General features: G+C 40.2%; 21 protein-coding genes. 1 reads left to right on the top strand and 20 read right to left on the bottom strand.

Translation table 11 applies throughout. The features are described from left to right. Positions 1-71: 71 nt before the first annotated feature. From nagZ to DWX00_RS05745, 18 genes are all read right to left on the bottom strand, one after another. Positions 72-1481, bottom strand: a complete 1410-nt coding sequence (nagZ, locus tag DWX00_RS05830; RefSeq protein WP_118594815.1) for a beta-N-acetylhexosaminidase — start codon at positions 1479-1481, stop codon at positions 72-74. After that, positions 1478-2545 carry a double zinc ribbon domain-containing protein gene (locus DWX00_RS05825; protein WP_158578765.1) on the bottom strand — a complete coding sequence of 356 codons (1068 nt, stop codon included), beginning with the start codon at positions 2543-2545 and terminating at the stop codon, positions 1478-1480. The genes nagZ and DWX00_RS05825 overlap by 4 nt, the downstream gene beginning before the upstream one ends. A gap of 146 nt (positions 2546-2691) precedes the next feature. Then, entirely contained in the window at positions 2692-3351 is a 660-nt protein-coding gene (locus DWX00_RS05820; RefSeq protein ID WP_118594813.1) for a zinc ribbon domain-containing protein, read from the bottom strand. Between the two features lie 24 nt (positions 3352-3375). Then, a complete protein-coding gene (locus DWX00_RS05815; protein WP_147398237.1) occupies positions 3376-4107 on the bottom strand; it encodes a hypothetical protein in 732 nt (243 codons plus the stop codon). A gap of 17 nt (positions 4108-4124) precedes the next feature. After that, positions 4125-4556, bottom strand: coding sequence for a hypothetical protein (locus DWX00_RS05810; RefSeq protein WP_117761963.1), 432 nt, complete (start codon positions 4554-4556; stop codon positions 4125-4127). Between the two features lie 75 nt (positions 4557-4631). Next, positions 4632-5051 carry a zinc ribbon domain-containing protein gene (locus DWX00_RS05805; protein ID WP_117761962.1) on the bottom strand — a complete coding sequence of 140 codons (420 nt, stop codon included), beginning with the start codon at positions 5049-5051 and terminating at the stop codon, positions 4632-4634. 31 nt (positions 5052-5082) lie between these two features. Continuing rightward, entirely contained in the window at positions 5083-5475 is a 393-nt protein-coding gene (locus DWX00_RS05800; protein ID WP_158578763.1) for a DUF2752 domain-containing protein, read from the bottom strand. A 68-nt stretch (positions 5476-5543) separates the two neighbouring features. Continuing rightward, the gene (locus DWX00_RS05795) at positions 5544-6323 is read right to left on the bottom strand and encodes a zinc-ribbon domain-containing protein (RefSeq protein ID WP_118594811.1); all 780 of its coding nucleotides are present in this window, start codon (positions 6321-6323) and stop codon (positions 5544-5546) included. A gap of 35 nt (positions 6324-6358) precedes the next feature. Further along, a complete protein-coding gene (locus tag DWX00_RS05790; protein WP_118594810.1) occupies positions 6359-7927 on the bottom strand; it encodes an NPCBM/NEW2 domain-containing protein in 1569 nt (522 codons plus the stop codon). Between the two features lie 25 nt (positions 7928-7952). Continuing rightward, complete coding sequence (locus DWX00_RS05785) at positions 7953-9419, bottom strand: serine/threonine-protein kinase (RefSeq protein WP_118594809.1); 1467 nt, start codon at positions 9417-9419, stop codon at positions 7953-7955. Between the two features lies 1 nt (position 9420). Then, on the bottom strand, positions 9421-9714 hold the full coding sequence (locus tag DWX00_RS05780) for a DUF4176 domain-containing protein (protein ID WP_117761957.1): 294 nt from the start codon (positions 9712-9714) through the stop codon (positions 9421-9423). Between the two features lie 31 nt (positions 9715-9745). Then, positions 9746-10903 carry a hypothetical protein gene (locus tag DWX00_RS05775; RefSeq protein ID WP_147345111.1) on the bottom strand — a complete coding sequence of 386 codons (1158 nt, stop codon included), beginning with the start codon at positions 10901-10903 and terminating at the stop codon, positions 9746-9748. A gap of 18 nt (positions 10904-10921) precedes the next feature. Next, positions 10922-11212 (bottom strand): WXG100 family type VII secretion target, encoded by a 291-nt coding sequence (locus DWX00_RS05770; RefSeq protein ID WP_117761955.1) that lies wholly within the window; start codon positions 11210-11212, stop codon positions 10922-10924. Between the two features lie 18 nt (positions 11213-11230). After that, positions 11231-11536: a WXG100 family type VII secretion target gene (locus DWX00_RS05765; protein WP_117761954.1), complete on the bottom strand. Its 306-nt coding sequence runs from the start codon at positions 11534-11536 to the stop codon at positions 11231-11233. A gap of 46 nt (positions 11537-11582) precedes the next feature. Continuing rightward, positions 11583-11903 carry a WXG100 family type VII secretion target gene (locus DWX00_RS05760; protein ID WP_147398236.1) on the bottom strand — a complete coding sequence of 107 codons (321 nt, stop codon included), beginning with the start codon at positions 11901-11903 and terminating at the stop codon, positions 11583-11585. Further along, complete coding sequence (locus DWX00_RS05755) at positions 11888-12139, bottom strand: hypothetical protein (RefSeq protein ID WP_147345110.1); 252 nt, start codon at positions 12137-12139, stop codon at positions 11888-11890. The genes DWX00_RS05760 and DWX00_RS05755 overlap by 16 nt, the downstream gene beginning before the upstream one ends. 4 nt (positions 12140-12143) lie before the next feature. Beyond that, the gene (gene essC / locus DWX00_RS05750) at positions 12144-16661 is read right to left on the bottom strand and encodes a type VII secretion protein EssC (protein ID WP_118594808.1); all 4518 of its coding nucleotides are present in this window, start codon (positions 16659-16661) and stop codon (positions 12144-12146) included. Positions 16662-16756: 95 nt separating this feature from the next. Next, complete coding sequence (locus DWX00_RS05745; protein WP_118594807.1) at positions 16757-18160, bottom strand: WG repeat-containing protein; 1404 nt, start codon at positions 18158-18160, stop codon at positions 16757-16759. A 158-nt stretch (positions 18161-18318) separates the two neighbouring features. Here DWX00_RS05745 and DWX00_RS05740 point away from each other — a divergent pair, with 158 nt between their 5' ends. Beyond that, complete coding sequence (locus tag DWX00_RS05740; protein WP_227094231.1) at positions 18319-18681, top strand: helix-turn-helix domain-containing protein; 363 nt, start codon at positions 18319-18321, stop codon at positions 18679-18681. A gap of 48 nt (positions 18682-18729) precedes the next feature. Here DWX00_RS05740 and DWX00_RS20300 read toward each other — a convergent pair whose 3' ends face one another. Beyond that, positions 18730-18852, bottom strand: a complete 123-nt coding sequence (locus DWX00_RS20300) for a hypothetical protein (RefSeq protein WP_264466122.1) — start codon at positions 18850-18852, stop codon at positions 18730-18732. A gap of 84 nt (positions 18853-18936) precedes the next feature. Further along, positions 18937-19653 carry a LytR/AlgR family response regulator transcription factor gene (locus DWX00_RS05735; protein WP_118594806.1) on the bottom strand — a complete coding sequence of 239 codons (717 nt, stop codon included), beginning with the start codon at positions 19651-19653 and terminating at the stop codon, positions 18937-18939. Positions 19654-19661: the final 8 nt, after the last annotated feature.

Below are 19661 nucleotides of genomic sequence, written 5' to 3'. Positions count from 1 at the left end.
AACTCTCTCCATTTTACAAATTTAATCAAATATTTTCTTTACACTTTACGTTACTCTCATATTTTTATTATCTAATTTTCTATAATACCAGCCTCCAGTTTTACTTTCAAAATTCTTAGCACACTTTCTTCTATTCTTTTTTCCGTTATGTCTCCAGAATTCACTGCTGTTTCTATGCCATTTATGGCGCTTTCCAGCTGATATGGCATTAAAATCATATCGCATCCCACCTGTATGGCTTTTACGGCCGCCTCATCGGACGAATACAGATTTGCAATCGCGCTCATCGCCATAGAATCGGTAATAATGATCCCGTTATATTTCATCTCCTCACGCAGAATTCCCGTAACAATATCATGTGACAACGTTGCTGGAATTTCTTCTGTTACATTTGGCAGTGTAATATGGCCCACCATAATCATGGATGCTCCTGCTTCTATCCCCGCCTGAAAAGGGCGCAATTCACATGTTCGAAGCTCGTCCAATGTTTTCCAGCTTTTTGCCTCTCCATAGTGACTGTCTTCTTCCGTATCGCCATGGCCTGGAAAATGTTTTAACGTGCACACCATCCCACTGTCGCGAAATCCTTTTACACAGGCAGCAACCATCTCAGCCACCTTCTCTGGATCTGTACCAAATGCACGGGAACCAATGACAGTATTGTTCGGATTGGAATTCACATCGGCGACTGGTGCAAAATCGAGATTAAATCCAAGCTGCGAGATTTCGCTTCCAATCGTATTTCCAACCCGGTAAGCCTGACTGATATCCTCCGTATCCCCGACCGATTCCATAGACGGAATTGCGGTAATTCCCATTTCAGAATTATTTCCCAGTCTCATTACGCTTCCGCCCTCTTCATCTACTGCGATGAATAGCCCTGTCTTCGAATAGGACTGCATATTCTGGATCATCGTTATCGTTTGTTCTCGATTCAGCAAGTTAGGCGCAAAAAACACAATTCCACCAACCGGCTGCGCTTCCAACGCAGCCCTTGTCGTGTCTCCAGCCATCGTTACTGTTGATACACCAGTAAGTTGTTCCGGCGTTACCACAAACAATTGGTAAATTTTTTCTTCCAGACTCATATGTTCCATCATATTCTGTGCTTTTTCTTCTACTGTTTGTTCTGTTTGTTCGTCGGTCTTTTTTTCATCGTCACCCCTTTTTCCAGCCTGTTCCAACGGTTCTGCGATATCTTCTGTCTCCGTTTTTTCAGGACTTTCCGTCACTGCCGTAACTTCTTCTTCGGTTCCTTTCGGTGTTGTTTCTGTTTTTACTTTTTCATCATCCGAACCGGTTGGCATGCCCTTTTCCTGTTCCAATTCCGATGCAGCTTCTATCGTATCTGTTTTTGTCCGTGTCTGTTTCTGCACTTTTTCACCTTTTCCCAGGACACCAATGATTCCAATCACCACACCTGCCATAAACAAAATTCCAGCGATCCCAAAAATCATCCTTTTTCTGTTTTTCTTCTTCATCCGTTTGTTTCTCTTTCATACTCGCAGACATACCCAACCTTTCCAGCAATCTTCGGAAAAGCACCTACGATATCATTTCTCTGATCATTAAAGGTCCAGCCAATTTCTTCTTCGTTATATTTTGCTTTCCACATGCACAGAAATAACTCTTTTGTTCCATCCGTATCCTGCCTGCTTGGTTCTCCCGGATACCAGTTATCAAAGGTCCAGTCTTCTCCTGTGATCCATCCTGCCTGTTTCCATTCTTCCGTATCCGACTGCAGTTTCGCGCCCAGCCAGAGATACGTGAGGCCTGACCGGTCTGCCATTTCACTGATTTTTTCATATTCTTCTTCTGAAGTGATCGTTGCCAGATATCCCCCTCTTTCCTCACAGGCATTCTTTGCGTCTTCCCAGGACAGGTCTCCTGCAATCACTTCATACGTATGTATGATCTCTGGTGCTTTACTTTCTGAAACTGTACTGGTTTCTTCCTTGGATTCCGAAACTGTTTTTTTATTTTCTTCCGTTTCTGCATATTCTGTTTCTGATTTTGTTTTGACCTTGGTATCTGTTTCCTGGTTTTCTGTTGTATTTTCGCTCACAGACGCAATCTCGTCCTGATCCGTTTTTTGTTTCAATTTGGAAGACTCACTGATCTTTTCCGGGACTGCTGTTGTTTCCTTCTTTTCTTCTCTGGCTATCTTCTGTTCCTGTTTCTGATCTACATTTTTCTTGCCAGACAACGCATGTACTGCCGCATAACCCACTCCGGCACAAGCTACAATTCCAAGAATAACTCCCAGAACTACAAACACTTTCTTTTTCTTCTGGTGTCCTGTTTTTTTCACTACTGCCTGTTCTCTTCTCTCTTGCTGTTCCTGATTTTCTGTTATATCCTCTGCCGTTTCTTCCGGCAACAAATTTAACATATCATCCGGAATCATAGTTCCATCGTAAACGCAAAATCTGGCCCGCTCTAGAATTGGCCGCCCACACGTCGGACATCTTGAAATTTTCTGACCACATTTTCCACAAAATTTGGAATCATCTTTTATCTCACTTTTACACTTAGGGCAAATCATATCCTGTTCTCCTTTTTTACATGCTTTTTCCGAATCAAAGACACCCATCTGCTGTAAAGCTTTTATTCATCAAAAAAATCTCCTCGCAGTGTTAGAATCTTCTGTAACAGCAGAAACTTTCCATCACCGAAAGGAGATTTTTTCTTTTAAACGGAAGTAAAGCCTGGACGATGTACATACCAGGAACCGCCAATCTTTACACATGAAATCTGCATAGTCCACTCATTCTCCCGTTCAGATCCCTTGGCTGTAATCCGCACTGTGACAACGGCTGCTCCTTTTATTTTGTCTGCATCGTAATCATAGTCATGTTGTAATTCATATTTGACCTGTGCAAGATCAGTTCCATCACAGGTTTCCATATCTTCGGCCTTGCACTTTACTTTCACATCATCCCCACAGGTGCCACTAATCTGCCATGCCTGTTCTTCTGCTGAATCTGCAAGTACCTGTTGAAATTCTTCATCTGTACTATACCAGCCGGATGGCCCAACCATATAATCAATATACGGCGGTGCCAACAGTTTGTAATATCCTTTTACATCCTGATTCAGTTCTGTTTCGCACGCTTTTGCTGCTATTTTTTCCGGACTTTTTCCTCCAAATCTCAGAACCACTGCCAGAATCACAACCAGAACAACTGCTGCAACTCCAATCATTCTACTGGGCGATTTCATAATTTTCGCAATTCCAGAACCAGATGGTTTCTGCTTTTCTGATGCTGTATTTTGTTCGATAACAGCGCCACAGGCCGGACAAAATTTTGCATCATCCTCCAATTGTGCTCCACATTTTCCGCAAAACATACCTTCATTCTCCTTTTTCACGCCTTAACAACTTTCTGTTTCCGATTCATTTTTTAATGTAAGCTGTCCATCTTTAATTTCATAGTCCGCATAAAAATCAGTTTCCTCATTTACAGCTTCTGTCGTTGAATTAGATAAATACAGTTTTCCTTCTTTTTCCTCGTATTTTCCTTCTCGTTCCTGCTCTGTAAACAGAGTTTCAAATTGCTGAAGTTTATTTGCTTTATTTACTTCCAGATTATCATTTATCATCTCTTCTGTACTCGCGTATCCCGCATCTTCCGCCCATGCTTCCAAGCTCTCATATCCCTCATCCTCTTTCGATGCTTCCAAAGTATCTTTTATTTTTGCTTTTATTGCATCTTCATAACGTGTTATCACTTCTTCATATTTTTGCTCAAACTGCTCTGTATCAGATTTCAGCGCATACGTTCCATCTGTTTTAAATTCTAAAGTAAACGGAACATCCAGTTCATCTAGATCCACAACTTCCATGACAGAGCCTTTGTTCAGAACTTCCTTATTGGAATCACTGGTACTATCTATAATTTCCTGCATTTTTTTCTGGTTTTCCCACATTTCAGTCAACTCCGTGGTTGTTCCTTCTGACGTTTGAGAAATTTGTGAACTTTGAGAATTTTCAGAAGCACAGCCTGACATTCCTGTTGCCAATACAATTGCAGCTACTATTCCCATACTTGATATCCGTTTCCACTTGCTGTTTTTCATGATTTTTCCACCTTTTTCAATAAGCAAACAGGCTACCTGCTTTTTTAAATTTTATCGTTCATATTCATACACTGATCCACAAACTTTTCCACACCCGGCATAACAATCGTGCTCATGTTCAACGCTTTTAGTCCCAAGGCAAGGAATAAAATTTTCTGCCAGATCTGTACTGCCTGAACAATTGCTGATGTTAAATTTGTGATAAAAACTTCGTTTGCATTGATCCGTATCACAGACAAAAATGACTCTATGCAATTAATCGCATCGGGAATCAGGCCAATCGCCAAAATGCACATGGAAAAGATAAACAGCAATGCTCCAGCTTTTACTGCACATCTTCTCAACCACAGATTTTCTTCTACCAATAATACATATCCAATTAAAATTGCTGCCAGCAAAAGTCCTCCTGTCACTCCTGCCAGATAAATTACGGCGCCAAAACAGCCTGCTGAAATACCAATTTTTGTTTTCTGCATATTTTTTCCTCTTTTCAAACGCATTTAAAGTTCAAACAATTTATTTATTTTTAAATGCATAATCTGCTTTGTTTCTTAATAGTACATTCTGCCCATCATTCCTGCCATACCGCTGCTGAAGAAAAGAAACAGCATTAAGACAAACACTACAATGGTAAAGCAAAAATACGAGCGCGCAAAGTTTCGTAAATTTACATTCTTTGTTCCGCCAAAGGAAAATACCAGCAACAGGACAAATCCAACGCATGGAATTGCAAATAATAATTCATATCCAAAATATCCCCACATGGAAATCGGCTGATAATCGCCCATATCTCCAACCTGTGACGGGGTTATATTCGAATAGTTCTGATTTGGTGCAGTCTTTGTATTGTTCATGTTACTGCCCCAAGCCGGCTGATTCGCAGCTTCATTCTGCTGTGTCAGGTCCGCACCACATCCTTTGCAAAAGCGTGCGCCATCCACATTTTCTGTTCCACAATGTTCACATCTCATAGAACATTCCCTCCTTCATCTCTTGTACATTTTATAAAATAAATAAATTGTTTGCTTTTTTCACATACCACAGCATCCAAAGAAATCCCCTGGTAATTTCTTCCTTGTATTTCCAACCGTAGCGAAGGAACGTAGCTCCACAGGTAATCACCAGAATAACAGAAAAGAATTTACTTTGCTGCGCTTTTACATAGCGAAAGAAACACCAGCTTCCCATACAGAAAATCCATAAGAAAATTGTTGGATTCCACTGCCACGCCTTTTTCCATTGAAAGGTAATCACATACCATCCCGCATGTGTCAAACCGCAGCCTGGACATGGAATTCCAAATAAAATTCGCATAGGACATACCGTCTGAAACAGAATCTGCATTGTTCCAAGGATCATTCCTGTGAGAATCACTGCTTTTTTATACTGTTTCAAATCTTTCTGTATCCGCTCCTTGATTTCTTTTCCCCTATTTTCTTCGGCAAACATGAATCTGACGGTTCTCACTCTCCCAGCTTCTGCCCACAGTTCGTGCAGAATATCTGACCAGGTTCTAATGCGCTTCCACAGTATGGGCATACCGCTTCCGCTGAACTTTCTTCTGTTTTCGTTTCTTCAGCCACCACATTGTCTGTCTCCACCGGCTGTTCTGTCACCGCTTCTTCCAGCACTGGCTGTTCGGAAACTACTTCCTGTTCTTTTTCCAGTTCAACCTTTGTACCACATACCGTGCAGAACATCTGGCCGTCTTCCAGCTCATTTCCGCAGTTCGTGCATCTCTTTTTCTCTGTTGAAACCGCAGGTGCACTCTTTGCTTCTTCCATCACTGCCGGAATTTTAGTTCCACAGGAAGTACAAAACGCTGCACTTTCCGGAACAGAAGCACCACATACCGGGCAAATTCGTCCCGCACTGGCTTTGGGCACTTTGTGTTCTATTTTCGTTCCACACACATTGCAGAATGCAGAACCAGAAGAAACCTCGGCCCCACAGTTCGGACAGCTTACTGTTCCCTTTAATGTCTGAATCTGTTCTTTATAAACCTGAACCTGCTGTTGGCTTGCCTTAACGCCATCGCACCATTCTTTCATTTTTCCTTCCGCTGCAACTGCAAAATAATCATAAAAATATTTTCCCATCTGCCGATACAGCTCGGCCTGCTTCGTTTCTTCTTCCCGGATTGCATTGGAAAGCCGAAGTGTTTCTGACATTCCCTTTGCTTTTTCTGCTCCGGCATTGAACCATCCGGAAAGTTTCTTATCTACATCATCAAACATTGCCATGATTATGTTCTCCTTTTGTCTGTCATTCTGTATTTTTAATTTTTATACAATACAAAATCTGAAATAAAGCAATTAAATCCATCCCATCCTTTATCTTCTGCGCAAACAGTAAACCACTTCACACCGCTGAGATCCACATCCACTTTAATCGGTGCCGTTGTTCTGGTGATTTCTCCCGTCGTATACAAAATCTTTTCATTTTCGTCATAAACTGTAACAATTCCGGTATCTTTACTGCTGTCATCCGCTACCGCGATTGTTCCGGTCATTCTTGTATATTCCCCGTTCGCATAATAGGATGCATATCCTTTTCCATGATATGGTGTCAATTTATATAAATTTCCAGGACTATAGATGTTTCCCACACTGTCTTCCATGACCTTCAGTTCTTCTCCTGACTCAAACCGGTCAGATTCACTGATTTTCAAGTCACATAATTTCACCGGCACATTCTCCTGCACCTGCTGCAGAAGCTCAGTTAACGTCGAATTGGATTCCAGCACTCTTGTCGCACTTTTCAGATAGGTAATTGCATCGTCATAATTATCTTTGGTAAGATAATCATCTACCGTGTCCTGTACCGTTTTTACATAAGCATCTTCCGCGCTCTTTTCCAGGTTATCCAGTTCTGAGTCACCTTCATTTACTTCCTGTGCTTTCTTCAACAGTGCAAACAGTTCCTCATACTTTCCTTCATTCATATACTGCGTTCCATGATCCAGCGCATCGCTTTTCAACATAGCTGCATAAGAATCCTTCAACTCAGCCAGGCGGTTTGCCAGGTCTTCATCATCTGGAAGGATGTCGGCGGCAACTTCTACCGTCTGAATCGCGGTTTCATATTCCTGCTCATCTTCCGGATTTTCTGTCTTATTCAGAATTTCGGCTTTATAGCTGTCAACACACTGAGACATTTTTGACTGTGCTTCTTCGTAATTACTGTCATCCTCACTGACCTGCGCATAGGCCTCCATTGCCTCTTCATAGTCGCCGTCTTCATACAGTTCTTCCGCCTTTTTATATGCTTCCATCGAACTGTTCAGACTCTCCAACGTTTTTTCCTGTTCTCCAAATGCAGTTTCCAGTTTTTTAGATCCCAGCGTAAGATATGCATTTAATTTTTCACTGGCTTCCTCATATGTAATTTTTTCTGCTTTAAAATCGTCCAGAACAGTGGCACAGTCTTTCTCCGCCAGCTTGTCCAGAAGCATTTCCTGGATAACATGATCTTTGACATCGTTTTTATAAAGCTGTTCGATATCACTGTAATCACCTTTGCTGATCCGGCTTACAATTTTTCTTGCCGGAGACTTCACATAAAAGGTCAAAGCAGCTCCTCCGGCTGCCAGAATCACTACCAGCACCAAGGTCAGAATGATCGGTGCTTTTTTTCTCTTCTTTTTCGTTTTTTTATTCTTAGGCGGTTTTTGCGGAGATCTTGGTGTTATCGGTGTCTCCTGTTCTCTTTTCTGCTCCTCACCAGGCTGAAAAATCGTTCCAGAACCATGGTCCGAGCTACCTTTTCCCTGCTGTATTTCCTTTCCGCATCCCGGACAGTATTTCATTCCCTCTTTGACTTCTGCCCCGCAATAATTACAACGCATTTTCTCTCCTCCTGTTCCTTTTTTGTTATGATAAACGTCTTATGAACAAACTGGCTTTTCCAGCCTTCGGATCATAATCCATCACAACCTGCACATTATCTTTTCTGATCTGACAAGGCCACTCTGTTATCTCTTTATCGCTGGTCTGATAAAAGTTCTGACAGATCTGTTTCCAATTTTCTTCCTGCGTCAAAAAACTATAACTGATGGAATCCCATTGATTCTTTCCAAACTTTATGTTCACGTAACCGGATACCGCGTTTCCCTCCATCTCCAGATAGTATTGCTGATCTGTTCCTTTCGAAAAACGTTTCCCAAAGTAACGCTGCATATCTTTTTCTGTCATATCTGTTGAAATACAGTCAAACGGAAAAATTGTTGCCTGTTCCCAGCGATTGCATTTCTGTATCCAGACGTGTCGCTGCCCGTACAGCTGTGCAGCGCCTCCCAAAAGCAGACATACTATGCTTAAAATCACAATCCTTTTCCAGATTTTTGATTTTTTTCTGCTCAACGACTGTTTTTTTTGAATCGCATTCCCATTTCTGATTGCCATAACAGAACTGTTCTTTTTTTCGTCTGATGTAGCTTTTATGACTTTCAGCAATTCTCTTCGAAAATCTTCAGCTCTCGCAAAACGCTCAGATTCGGGTGCCAGCGCCTTTCGAAGAACTTTCCCAAATGCCGGATCTGCCGCATCCGGCAAAGGTACTGTTTCTCCCTGCAGTCGTCTTTTCTGTGCTTCTTTTTCATCCTCAGAATCAAATGTTTCCGGATATGGCGGAAAGAATGGAGAACGCATATGATTCATGATTCGATAGAGAACCATTCCCAAAGAATATAAATCAACGCTCTCGTTATAGCTTTTTTTATTCTGTAAAATTTCCGGAGCCATATAATCTGCCGTCCCTTTTACAGAAGAAGCTGACTCTTCCCCGTGAAGCATTTTTGCTACTCCGAAATCTCCCAGTTTATAAACTCCTTTCTCATTTCGGAAAATATTTTCTTCCTTGATATCCCGATGCATGACCCCATTTTCATGACAAATCTCCAGCGCGTCTAAGATCTGTATTCCTAACTCAAAGACATCGTTTAATACCAGCTCATTTTGACTGATATAAACTGACAGCGGTGTAAGATATTCCATTAACAGAAAAATTTCATAACGTTTCGGATTTTCATGGCGAATCACATCGTTTTCATAACATGGAACAATATTTCGAACTCCATTCTCTGTAAACGCATGCATCAACTGAATTTCCTGCATCGTCTCCTGAAAAACATTTTCAAAATACTGCTCCGTTTTTTCTGTATCCTTTCCCATTGCATTCCAGATTTTCAAATACTGCGTTTTCTCCGGAATCACAATATGTTTTAACGCGCGGACATAAGTACCGGATTCATTTTCTTTTTTTACTTTGTAGACAGAAGCAAAACTTCCCTTACCAATCAATTCTTCTACTCGATATCCGAAGACTTCCCGCCCTATCATCTTATCCTAACTGCTCCTGCGTCTTTTCTATTATCATCTCCAGCACTTGTATCATTTCGTCTCTCTCTGGATTTTCATATCCTCGAAAAACGATATCATTGATATTTTCATGCTGAAAAAGATATACACTTTCTTCTCCCATGTACCCTTCCGGATATGGAATTCCCATATAATCATAAACGGTCTCCGGATGCTCTTCGTCAGTCTGAAGCACACCCATAATCATTGTTTTTTTTGTACCGCCCTTTAAAAGTACAATACTTCCAACGGGAAGCAGTTCTCCAACCTGCTGCATAAGATCCTCCTGTTTTCCTTTTTGAAACTGTTTATTTTTTCTGCCACATCGCCTGTACAATCATCTGCAGTCTTTTTGCTACGTTTCCATTCTGAAAAGCCTGTTTTGATTCTGGATTGGATGCAATCAGCTTTCCAGCTGCTTCACCGATTTCGGTCGTTTTTTCTTCCAGCCATTTTGCTGTATCTCCTGCACTGGTTCCAGCCGTTTTCAACGAAAATACTCCGAATGAAATTTTGGACAGCAACGTATCCAAGCCTTTTACAGAAGCTTCAATCCCTGTATATGCTGTATCTTCCAGCGACCAATGTCCATCTTCCTTATATTTATGAATACTGTCATATGTCTGTCCTGCAACATCCATCGCACTTTGAAGAATAGAGGTATACACATGCGCCGGATATTTAAATACCGGATCTTTACCGATCAGATAAAGTGTCTTTCCAAAACCCACGGTCTCTTTTCCGATATTCGCCGTGCTGCTGCCATTTCTGGAATATTCTGTCACTGCACCCAGGATTCCCATCAATCCTCCCGCTACTCCAACAGCAGTGGCCCAGCTGCCAAATTTTTTCTCGAACAAATTCTGCGTTTTTTCATCTGAAAAGCTTTTCTTGAATACGGTGTAGAATCCTTTCCATACACTTGCAGATGCCTTGGACAATTTACACCACTGTCCAATCCCAAACGGAGCATGTTTGGAATCACCTGTAAAAAATTTAATCAGGCTGTCACAATAAGAAACTAGGTCACCGGCTAAACCTGTTACTTCATCTTTATTTTTTTCTGACACTGCCTTCATAATATTTTGGGACACTTCCAAAAGCCAGCTGTAAACCGCGACATAAGCTGTACCAAATGGTGTTTCCTGTTCGTTTTGGTCATATACAGTTCCATAGCTTAAAGATCTTTCGTCTTCATCCTGCAGATTCTTTTCAAGCTTCTCATATATCACAGATGCACGACGGAGATATTCTGCAATCTCTGCAATTTTCTGTTTTTCTTCCTGAAGTTCTATGCAAATACATCGAAGCTGCCAGTCAATGTCTTCTTCCCGTTTTACCTGCCAATCCAGATTTCTGGAAACAATAGAAAAAGCTTCTTCTCTTTGTTCAATATCTTTTTCTACTCTATCGAGCATTTCTGACATTCTTTGAAGCCCTTCCGGTCTGACTCTGATATAAGGCATTTTAAAACCCCCGTCTACTTATTCGTTGGCTCCGTTCTGAATATTTCTTTCGCTGTTATCATATGCCTCTGCCGCGTTTCTCAAAAACTGTGCATAATTGCGAATTGTTTCTTTTCTTTCCGCAAATGCCCGTTTAAAATTTTCAAACTTTGCAACGGAAGACTCAGCCGCATCTCCCTCCCACACGCTTTTCATTCCTTGAATCTCTCTTTCAATTTCTTCCGTATAATTTTCAATATTGGTTGCAATGCTGTCAAACGTTGCTGCTTTCTCCCGTATTGCTGTAGAATCTACTTTAATGGTTGCCATAATTACATCTCCCTTCTGTTATCCTCTAAGATTGCCTGCTTCTTCCTGCAGTCTATTTTCTACCTGCTCATAATGTTCCGCCGCATTTTTTAAGAACTCCTGATAATTGTTCATGACATCTCTCAATTCCTCAAATGCCGTTTTATATTCCTCCAATTTTTTGTTAAATGTATCACTTGCGATTCCTGTCCACTTTGCACTTCGAAGCGCCTGGGCTTCTGTGTAAAGTTTTTCATACTCCGTCTGATATTTACTTACTAGTTCTCCAATTCTTTCGGATGATCTTTTTACACTTTCTGTTGTTACTGACCACTCTCTTGCCATCTTAGGCTCCTTTCCGTCATACTTTATCCATGACCATTACATTTCTTTACAACTGCTCCGCCATACGCTTTGTTTCTTCTTCCGCATGTTGAATTCGTGTTGCAACCAGCTCAATTAACTCAATAGTTTGCTGCATTTTTTTTCTGGTTTCTGTCATTTCTTCTGCAATCTGTTCTATCTTTTGAATACAGACTGCGGATGCCGGGCTTTCCCATTCATGTCTCAATCTTTCCGCAACTCCACAAATTTTCTTAACCTGTTCTTCAAATACATTTTCTTCTCCGTCGAGTCTCGCTGCCTCACGCATTACTTTTTCATAGTTAAGTCTTATGTTTGATGTCATCTGCCCTCCTATGCTAGAATCCATTCTTCTTGCTCTGATATTTCCAATTCCGCAAGACATTGGGTTCTGTCTGCTTTTTTTCCTGTTCTGGCCTGATACAATTCCATACTTTCTGCTTGAATTTCTGCTTCCGGATATTCTTCCTTGATCAAAACCGCCAGAAGACTTATTACCTCTGCGATCGACATGTGATCGGGAACTTTGAATCGAAATTTTTCATTCAACCCCGGAACCTTTATGACACATTCCTGCTTTCTCATCTTCTCACCTAACCTTGATATATGCCAAAGTATCCCCATGATAAAGAATCGCCTGATTTCTTTCCAACTGCTTTTTTCTTACCTCTGGATCACTTCTGCTGACTGCATTATTCAAAAACATAATTTTTGAATTGTCGATTCCTCCATCCATAATCATTCCATCTTCGCATCTGACTAAGTAAACATACAAGCCTGTGTCTTTATATTCCGACAGTTTTTTAAAAATTCCCTGTGTAATAATCAAAAGCTGTTCCTGCTTTTGTGTTTTCAAATATTTTCCAAATACTACCAAATCCTCATCTGAAATAGTGTCATAGAAATCAGAAAAATCATCAATATACAACAGGATTCTTTTTTGTTTTTTTTGTTCCAAACACCTTTGAAGGAAACGTCCTATTTCTTCTTCTGTCCGGATTTCATGCCAAAACTTCTTACTTTCTGGGTCTAAACTGAAACGGTAAAGTTCCCAGTTCTCCATTATGATTCCATTTTCAATCACAGACTCGAGAGAAGTTTTTGTCTCACTTCCGATAAAAATGCGTTTTGTTTCTTTTAAAAGAAATCCCTGCTTTCTCTCATCATATAAAGAAGCTCCAAGTGACAGCCATTCTTTTTTATCTCTGGCGCCTTCGAAAACAGGAATACGCTCTGGCAGTCTGCCACTTTCTTTTTCCGTTTTCTTTTCTATCAGTATGTTTTTCCTGTCTTCTCTTACCGTACTTTCCTTTTGATTTTCGCCATAATAAAATCTCATTTTCCGATAAGTCTGCTTTAGTTTACTGTACATTTGAGATTCATTGACTGCATCAAACGGAAGTGCTGTCTGCATTTCCACTGCAAACTCTCCATAGGAAATTACCGCCCGTCCCTTCACATCTTCAGGTTCTATTGCCGTACGTATATTCAGAAGATCCCGGTAATTCTGTAATTCATTCATCTGAAATACAATCCGCGTTTTGATATGTTCCGCTGTTTTGTAATAAATTGCATTTCGGCTGTTTCCTGTTACCACCAGATAAATGCCATATGTTTTTCCATTTGCAGCAATCTGAATAATCCCTTCCTCCAGACGCGGCATCTGTTCATGTATGACTGTGTAATTATCAATGATTACCAGCAGCATAGGAAGTTTTTGCCCGGTTGTTTCCAAATAAGAGGAATATGTATTGCACTCTTTTTCTGCAAATACTTTCTTTCGAAGTTCCATCTGATTTCTTATCTGCTGTATCATATGCTCACTCTTTTGCTTTTCATCTTCAAAAGCCACAGCAACACAATGTGGAGCTTCTCTTAAGTTGCCCAACATTCTTCCTCCGAAATCCAGTACATAAAACTGCAGCAGATCCGGTGAATATTTTTGTGCCATGGAAAATGCCATGGTCTGTAAAAAAGTGGTTTTTCCAGATCCAGATGCACCATAAACAGCAACATGTCCATTTTCCTGGAAGCAGAGTTCAAATGGCTTCTGCTCCTGCAGTTCCGGTATGTCACACATTCCGCATGCAGTTGCTGCATCGTTGTCTTTATCCCACTGTTCCGGCAGAAAATTCTCTGAATGGGCAACGCATTGTGAAAGAAATATCTTTTTGGGCAATACCGGTTTCCACAATGGTTTCACACAAAGATGCATTGCCTTTGCAGTCAATATTACTTCTTTTACGCTTTCTTCCAGCTGTGTTCTTCCACTTTTTTTTCCATCCGCTCGCTTCTTGGCTGTCCTGCGCACTCCAGCTGTATATCCAGTCATTTCTATGCTGTTTTCGCCATCTTCCATGTATCTGTCATAGGCAATATAGTCCGCACCACTGAAACCTGTCTGTACTTCTTCAAAAATTTCATCATATCCAACTTGTACATAAGCTCTTCCTGGCTGTCTGATTGCCGCCGCGTCTTTTCGCCGGATCATTTCCTTACTGTCTTCCTGATCCAGCACTTTCAGACAAACTCGAAATCTGGAGTTACTCCAGATCTGCGGACTTACTACCCCGCTTGGCTTTTGTGTTGCTAAAATCAGATGAATCCCAAGACTTCTGCCCACCTGTGCAACATTAACCAGATATTCTAAGAAATCCGGCTGTTGTGTTCTTAACTGCGCAAACTCGTCAATAATGATAATCAAATGCGGTAATTTTTTCTTTATTTTTCCTTCTTCCATGTACTTATGCCATGAATTAATGTCCAGCTTATCAATCCCCAGCTCCTGCGCTGTTGCGTTAAAAAGTTTTTGCCGGTTCTGTATTTCGGCTTCCAATGAAACTTTCGCACGATGCAGCATATTTCCGGAAAGATTGGAAATTGTAGCTGACACATGCGGTGCCTTCAAAAATGGACGCGCCATGTCGCCGCCCTTAAAGTCAATTAAAATAAAAGCAATGTCATCCGGACTGTAATTCAACATCAAAGACAGAATGTATTCCTGTAAAAACTCGCTTTTTCCTGATCCTGTCATTCCCGCAACCAGGCCATGACATCCATGATATTTTTCATGAATATCCAGGTAAAATAGTTCTCCGTCCCGCTTCATTCCAATCGGAGCCGCCATAGAACGACTGATTTTACTTTCTCGCCATCGTCTTTCAATCTCCAGCATGTGAACATTTCCTACCTGATACATGGAAAGGAAAGAAATTCGCTCTGGAATTCCCACTTTATGGTTCCAATGACGGTTTTCTATTTTTTCAAACAACTGCATCATTTTCTGGATCTGCAGGTAATTCAATTCATCAGGAACAAATGGAATCAGCTGATTATCATCTTCATTTTTTCGATAAATACCGCTTTGTTCCGCATCATTTAAAATAATAGCTTCTGCTTCCCTGGGAATTCTGGAGAAAAACTCTGCAGCATACACGATGGTTACCCCTTTAAAGTTCTCCGCAATATAAGAACTCTTTCCCAGAGAAATACTTTCCAGTAATTTTTCATTCAAAACAAATACTACATAATGTGGTATATTTATTTCACTTTTTTCTTTTGCTGTTTCTTCCAAATACAACAGAAATTCTTTCACCTCTTCTGGATCAGAAGCAAAAAACCGTTGTTCTCCGATTTCATTCCAAATATGTGGAAGATTCAAAACCCATTCAAAATCCAGAGCTTGATTTTTATCTGCAACAATCCCAATCTTCACCTCATCCGGCGCATGCATAACGACAATTCCTGTAATCATGCACCAAATCAGTTTATTGATTTTTTCTTTATCGCCGACAATTCCAACCATCTTCCTGTCTCGAAGGGAAAGTGCAATTGGAACTTCTGACAGCCGCTGATTTTCTTTTCCCAGCTGAATTGCCTGTTCCAGCAATGCATCATCTTCTAAACAAAAATGGTCTTCCGGTACTTTTACCAGAAGTTCTGATGATCTTTCTCCTATTCCCAGCCGCACAGAAAGAAAATCCTGATCTGCCGGTGATTTTTCCCAGATTCTTCGGTTTTTCCTCTCTACATATCCAAGCATTTCTTCAATACCTGGATAGTAATCCACATTCCAGATTCTGCGATTATATTCTCTGCAGCCTTCTATTTCTTTTCTTTTTTCTTCAAGATAAGCCGTATACTTCTCTTTTCGATAAGTTTCTTCTTTTTTCTCCTGTTTTTTATAATATTTTCTGGATAAAAACGGCCATAATACAGCGCCAGCCAGCAGACTCACTGTCATGGTTCCGTTGCTGATGATCGATGAAAAGTTTCCGGTTTCTTCCAGCCTCGCCAGTGCCAGTCCCAATTGTGCCATCATAGCCAATGACATTGTAAGTGTTGGACCTGCTGCCAGAATAAACGGCTGTTGTTTTCTTGTCTGACACGCTGGCGGTGCATCGATCCGAATTTCATCCGTTATCAGTGATTTATAAATTCTGGGATTTCTTTCAAATACTACTTCCGCACGGTTCTTTCTGGGGGCCATGTTCTGGGTCTTTTTGCATGGTTCAATCCCTTGTACAGAAATCTGTTTCGGCACCATCATATATTCTTTTAAATATACGATGGTGTATCCCATGATCATGATTTGATCACCGCATTGTAACCGCGATGCGGTGATCTTTTTGCCATTTAAATACACACCTGCTTTTTCGGAGATGTCCTGAATATATCCTTCTCCTGCTTTCATCCGAAGCACAGCATGTTTTCTTGAAATATTTTCATTGATATCCAGAATGATATTTGCATCATCTGCCCGTCCTATCTGTAGTTCCGCTTCTAACGGCAAATGATACTTTTTCATCTCTGCACTTAAATATCGCTCTGCTAAAACCAGAAACTGGTAGGGACATTCTGTATCCTTCACGGAAAAGAAGTCTCCATCCTGCAGCTTTCTCAGTTCAGCCTCTCCAGGGCCAATGATTTCTTCCGTCTTCTGCAGATAATACGTGCCATTCTGTTCATATACTGGAAATTTTAATTCCCGGCGCATATTTAACAATTCTCTGCTGATAAAACCATTTCTGGTTTTGTCCAATACCGTTTCTATTCCTGTCTGCAAATATTGATTTTCCAGAAAAAACAGTATTTTTAGACTTTCCATATGCGCCCTCCTCAAATGTCTCTGCCTGTAAACAAACTCTTCCTTGTTTCTTCTGCCTTTTCTTTCTCAGCAGAACTCAAAATTCTATTGCTTGTTTAAAAAATATGCAGATTCAATAAATCATCACGAGTTTTTTCTGTCACAACATATAACTTTCCTGCAACAGCGCTCATTGCCTTTATCTCTTCACCCTGATATGTCTCATCATAATCCACTTCGTACAAGTCGCCAAAAGGGATCACTACATTTCCTTTTTCATCGATCACGCCGCATTCACCATCCATATTTTTCAATTCTAAAAATTCACCAATGAATCTGACATCTTGAAATCTTTCTCCCATTAAATCATTTCCGTCTTCATCATATACTCGCCAGGTTTCTCCATATTGAACCACAATAAGTGAACTATCATATTCATATTGAATAGATTCATAGTCACTTAAATCAAAAGAGTGTATTTTATTTCCATCTTCGTCATAAATATCAATACCATCTTCTCTTTTCCCTAAAAATTCATGATTCGCAATTCCATAAATAGATGTATACGATGTATCTATTTGTTTTTGTTCTTTTAAATTATAGAAATACGCAGGACCATCTGTGTATAATGAATTATAAAAAAATACACTTCGTGCGATCTTAATCATGTTCTTGCTTAACGACGATATAATATATGCTTTCTCATCACTTTCACGGTTCGTTACTTCATATACGATCTCACCGTTTTCGTCTATTAACTGATATGTTTCCTGCTGCTCAGGATCTTCTGAATATTTTAAGATATTGTAAATTCCTGTTTCCGAATTATACTCTATAGAATCTGCATCCGTTATGTTTTCATTCATATCGAAATACCTTATTCCTTCTGACAAACTAATTTTTTTAAGATACAAATCTCCGATCACACTATCATAGCCATAATCGTTCAATTCTTTTATACAGTTTCCATTAAAATCCCATACACTTTGCGTTTTATCTTTTGTTACCAGATAATTGATCTTACCAGTTCTTATCAAATCGTATTCCATAGGAATCACTTTCTGATTCTTATTATCATATACGCCATATTTTCCTTCCATTTTGACAATAACTTCTATTCGATCTTCTGTCCTTCCTGCAAATTCCATCTCATCATACTCTGCCGGTATCACAAAGTTTCCTTCTGCATCTACCAGTCCATACAAAGACGATTTGCTTGATTCTACAATATAATAACCATTTGCGGCAGCCCCTCCACTCTCATACGTATATCCGCTGATTGAAAAACCTGCCATATTGTTTTCCATCTCTGCTTCCGGCATCTCTTCTATGTTTTCATCTGATACTGTTTCTGTACTTTCCAGGCTGTTATCGACTTCTTCTGTCTGCTCTTTCTCCACGCTTCCACTGTCTGTAGCCTCCACGCTATCGCTCATACTAACTTTTTCTTCCTTGCCACAGCCCATTACAGAAAATGGTATGGTTAAAGCGAGTATCAATACCAGTATTCTTTTTTTCATATTTTTTCTCCTCTCTACAAATAATTCTTATTTTCGATTTTATTTATAAAATTTTAACACATTATATTTATCAATGCAATATGCATCTATAGTTGGTTGTTGTATATTTTTTATACTTTTATAATATATAAATTACATTAATTGTGGAGGTTTTACTCATGCAGCCGGAAATCAACTATAAAACCGTCGGACAACGCATCCGCACCGCACGTCTGCAAAAGAAGCTCAGTCAGGCAGAGCTTGGAGGCTTGGTCGGCTGTTCGAATAACCATATTAGTCACATCGAAACCGCACAGACAAAAGTTTCTCTTTCCATGCTCTCCAAACTGGCGCTTGCTCTGGATCAGGATCTTGATTATTTTCTTCTTGATACCCAATATGCCAAGCGTGATCGCCTGATTGATGAAGAAATTGCGGAAAAACTCAGCCGTTGTAATACCTCCACGCTGTTGACTGTAAATCAAATGCTGGATCTGCTTCTCAAACAGCAGGAGATGAATGATTTGGAGAAAAATTTGTAAATAATTTTGATAGTTCTCTCAATTCTCATGTAATATCTTTTTTGTATATTACATGAGATTTTTTTCGGTTCTCATAAGAAAAATTGTATCATATCTCATATTTTTTCCTATACCCGCTGCACAATCTGCACTTTTTTCGTAATAATCAGCATTTTTCTGCATTTTTTCCATATTCGCTCCCATTTTTCTGCAACAAAAAAAATACCACACCATTCCCGTGCAGTATTTTTCCTCTTTTCTATCCCTATTCTGTTTCTACCTCGCCCACCTCTTCACCCATTCCACATACGCCTCTTCCGTCTTTTTCCAGTAGCTCCTGCTGATATCCACAATTTTCCCGTTCTCCAGCAGCATTTTCTTCTTCGTACATTCCTTCACATAAGAAAAATTAACCAGGAAACTCGTATGGCATCGTACAAAATCATCGCTGGCGATTCTTTCTTCTATCTCCAATATTTTATCATCCACTGTATATTCTTTTTCCGTTGTGGCCACATACGTGACACGCTTATCCCGCTCAAAATACAGAATATCATCCAGCTTCAGATTTGCTTTCACGCCTCCATGACATTGGAGAACAACTCTTCTGTTCTGTTTCCGCAGCTGTTCTATCGCCTTTTCCAGCACTCCCGGTAGTTTTTCCTCGAATTTTTCTTTTACTATATAGTAGACGTGGCGTGTCTCGTAAACTTCCATTGCATAGGACCAGAAATTTGTCAGGTAAACGACCTGACATTTTGGCCATTTCCGATTGACTTCCATCGCCAGGTCAATTCCATTTTCATCCGGCATTTCAATGTCCATAAACAGGATATGCATGGGGGGATGTTCTTCTGACAGCAGTTCGTTTCCATTCTGAAAGGAATAAATTTCTACGCTATTTGCCATCTGGTCTGTACAATGTTTCACAGTTTCTCTCGTTTTTTCCCGCCAGTCCGGCGCGTCATCGCAAATTCCTATTTTTAAATCCATGTTTTTTT

It is taken from the genome of Blautia sp. AF17-9LB, from assembly GCF_003479185.1.
Lineage (GTDB): Bacteria > Bacillota > Clostridia > Lachnospirales > Lachnospiraceae > Fusicatenibacter > Fusicatenibacter saccharivorans.
This window is presented reverse-complemented; position numbering and strand designations above follow the sequence as displayed.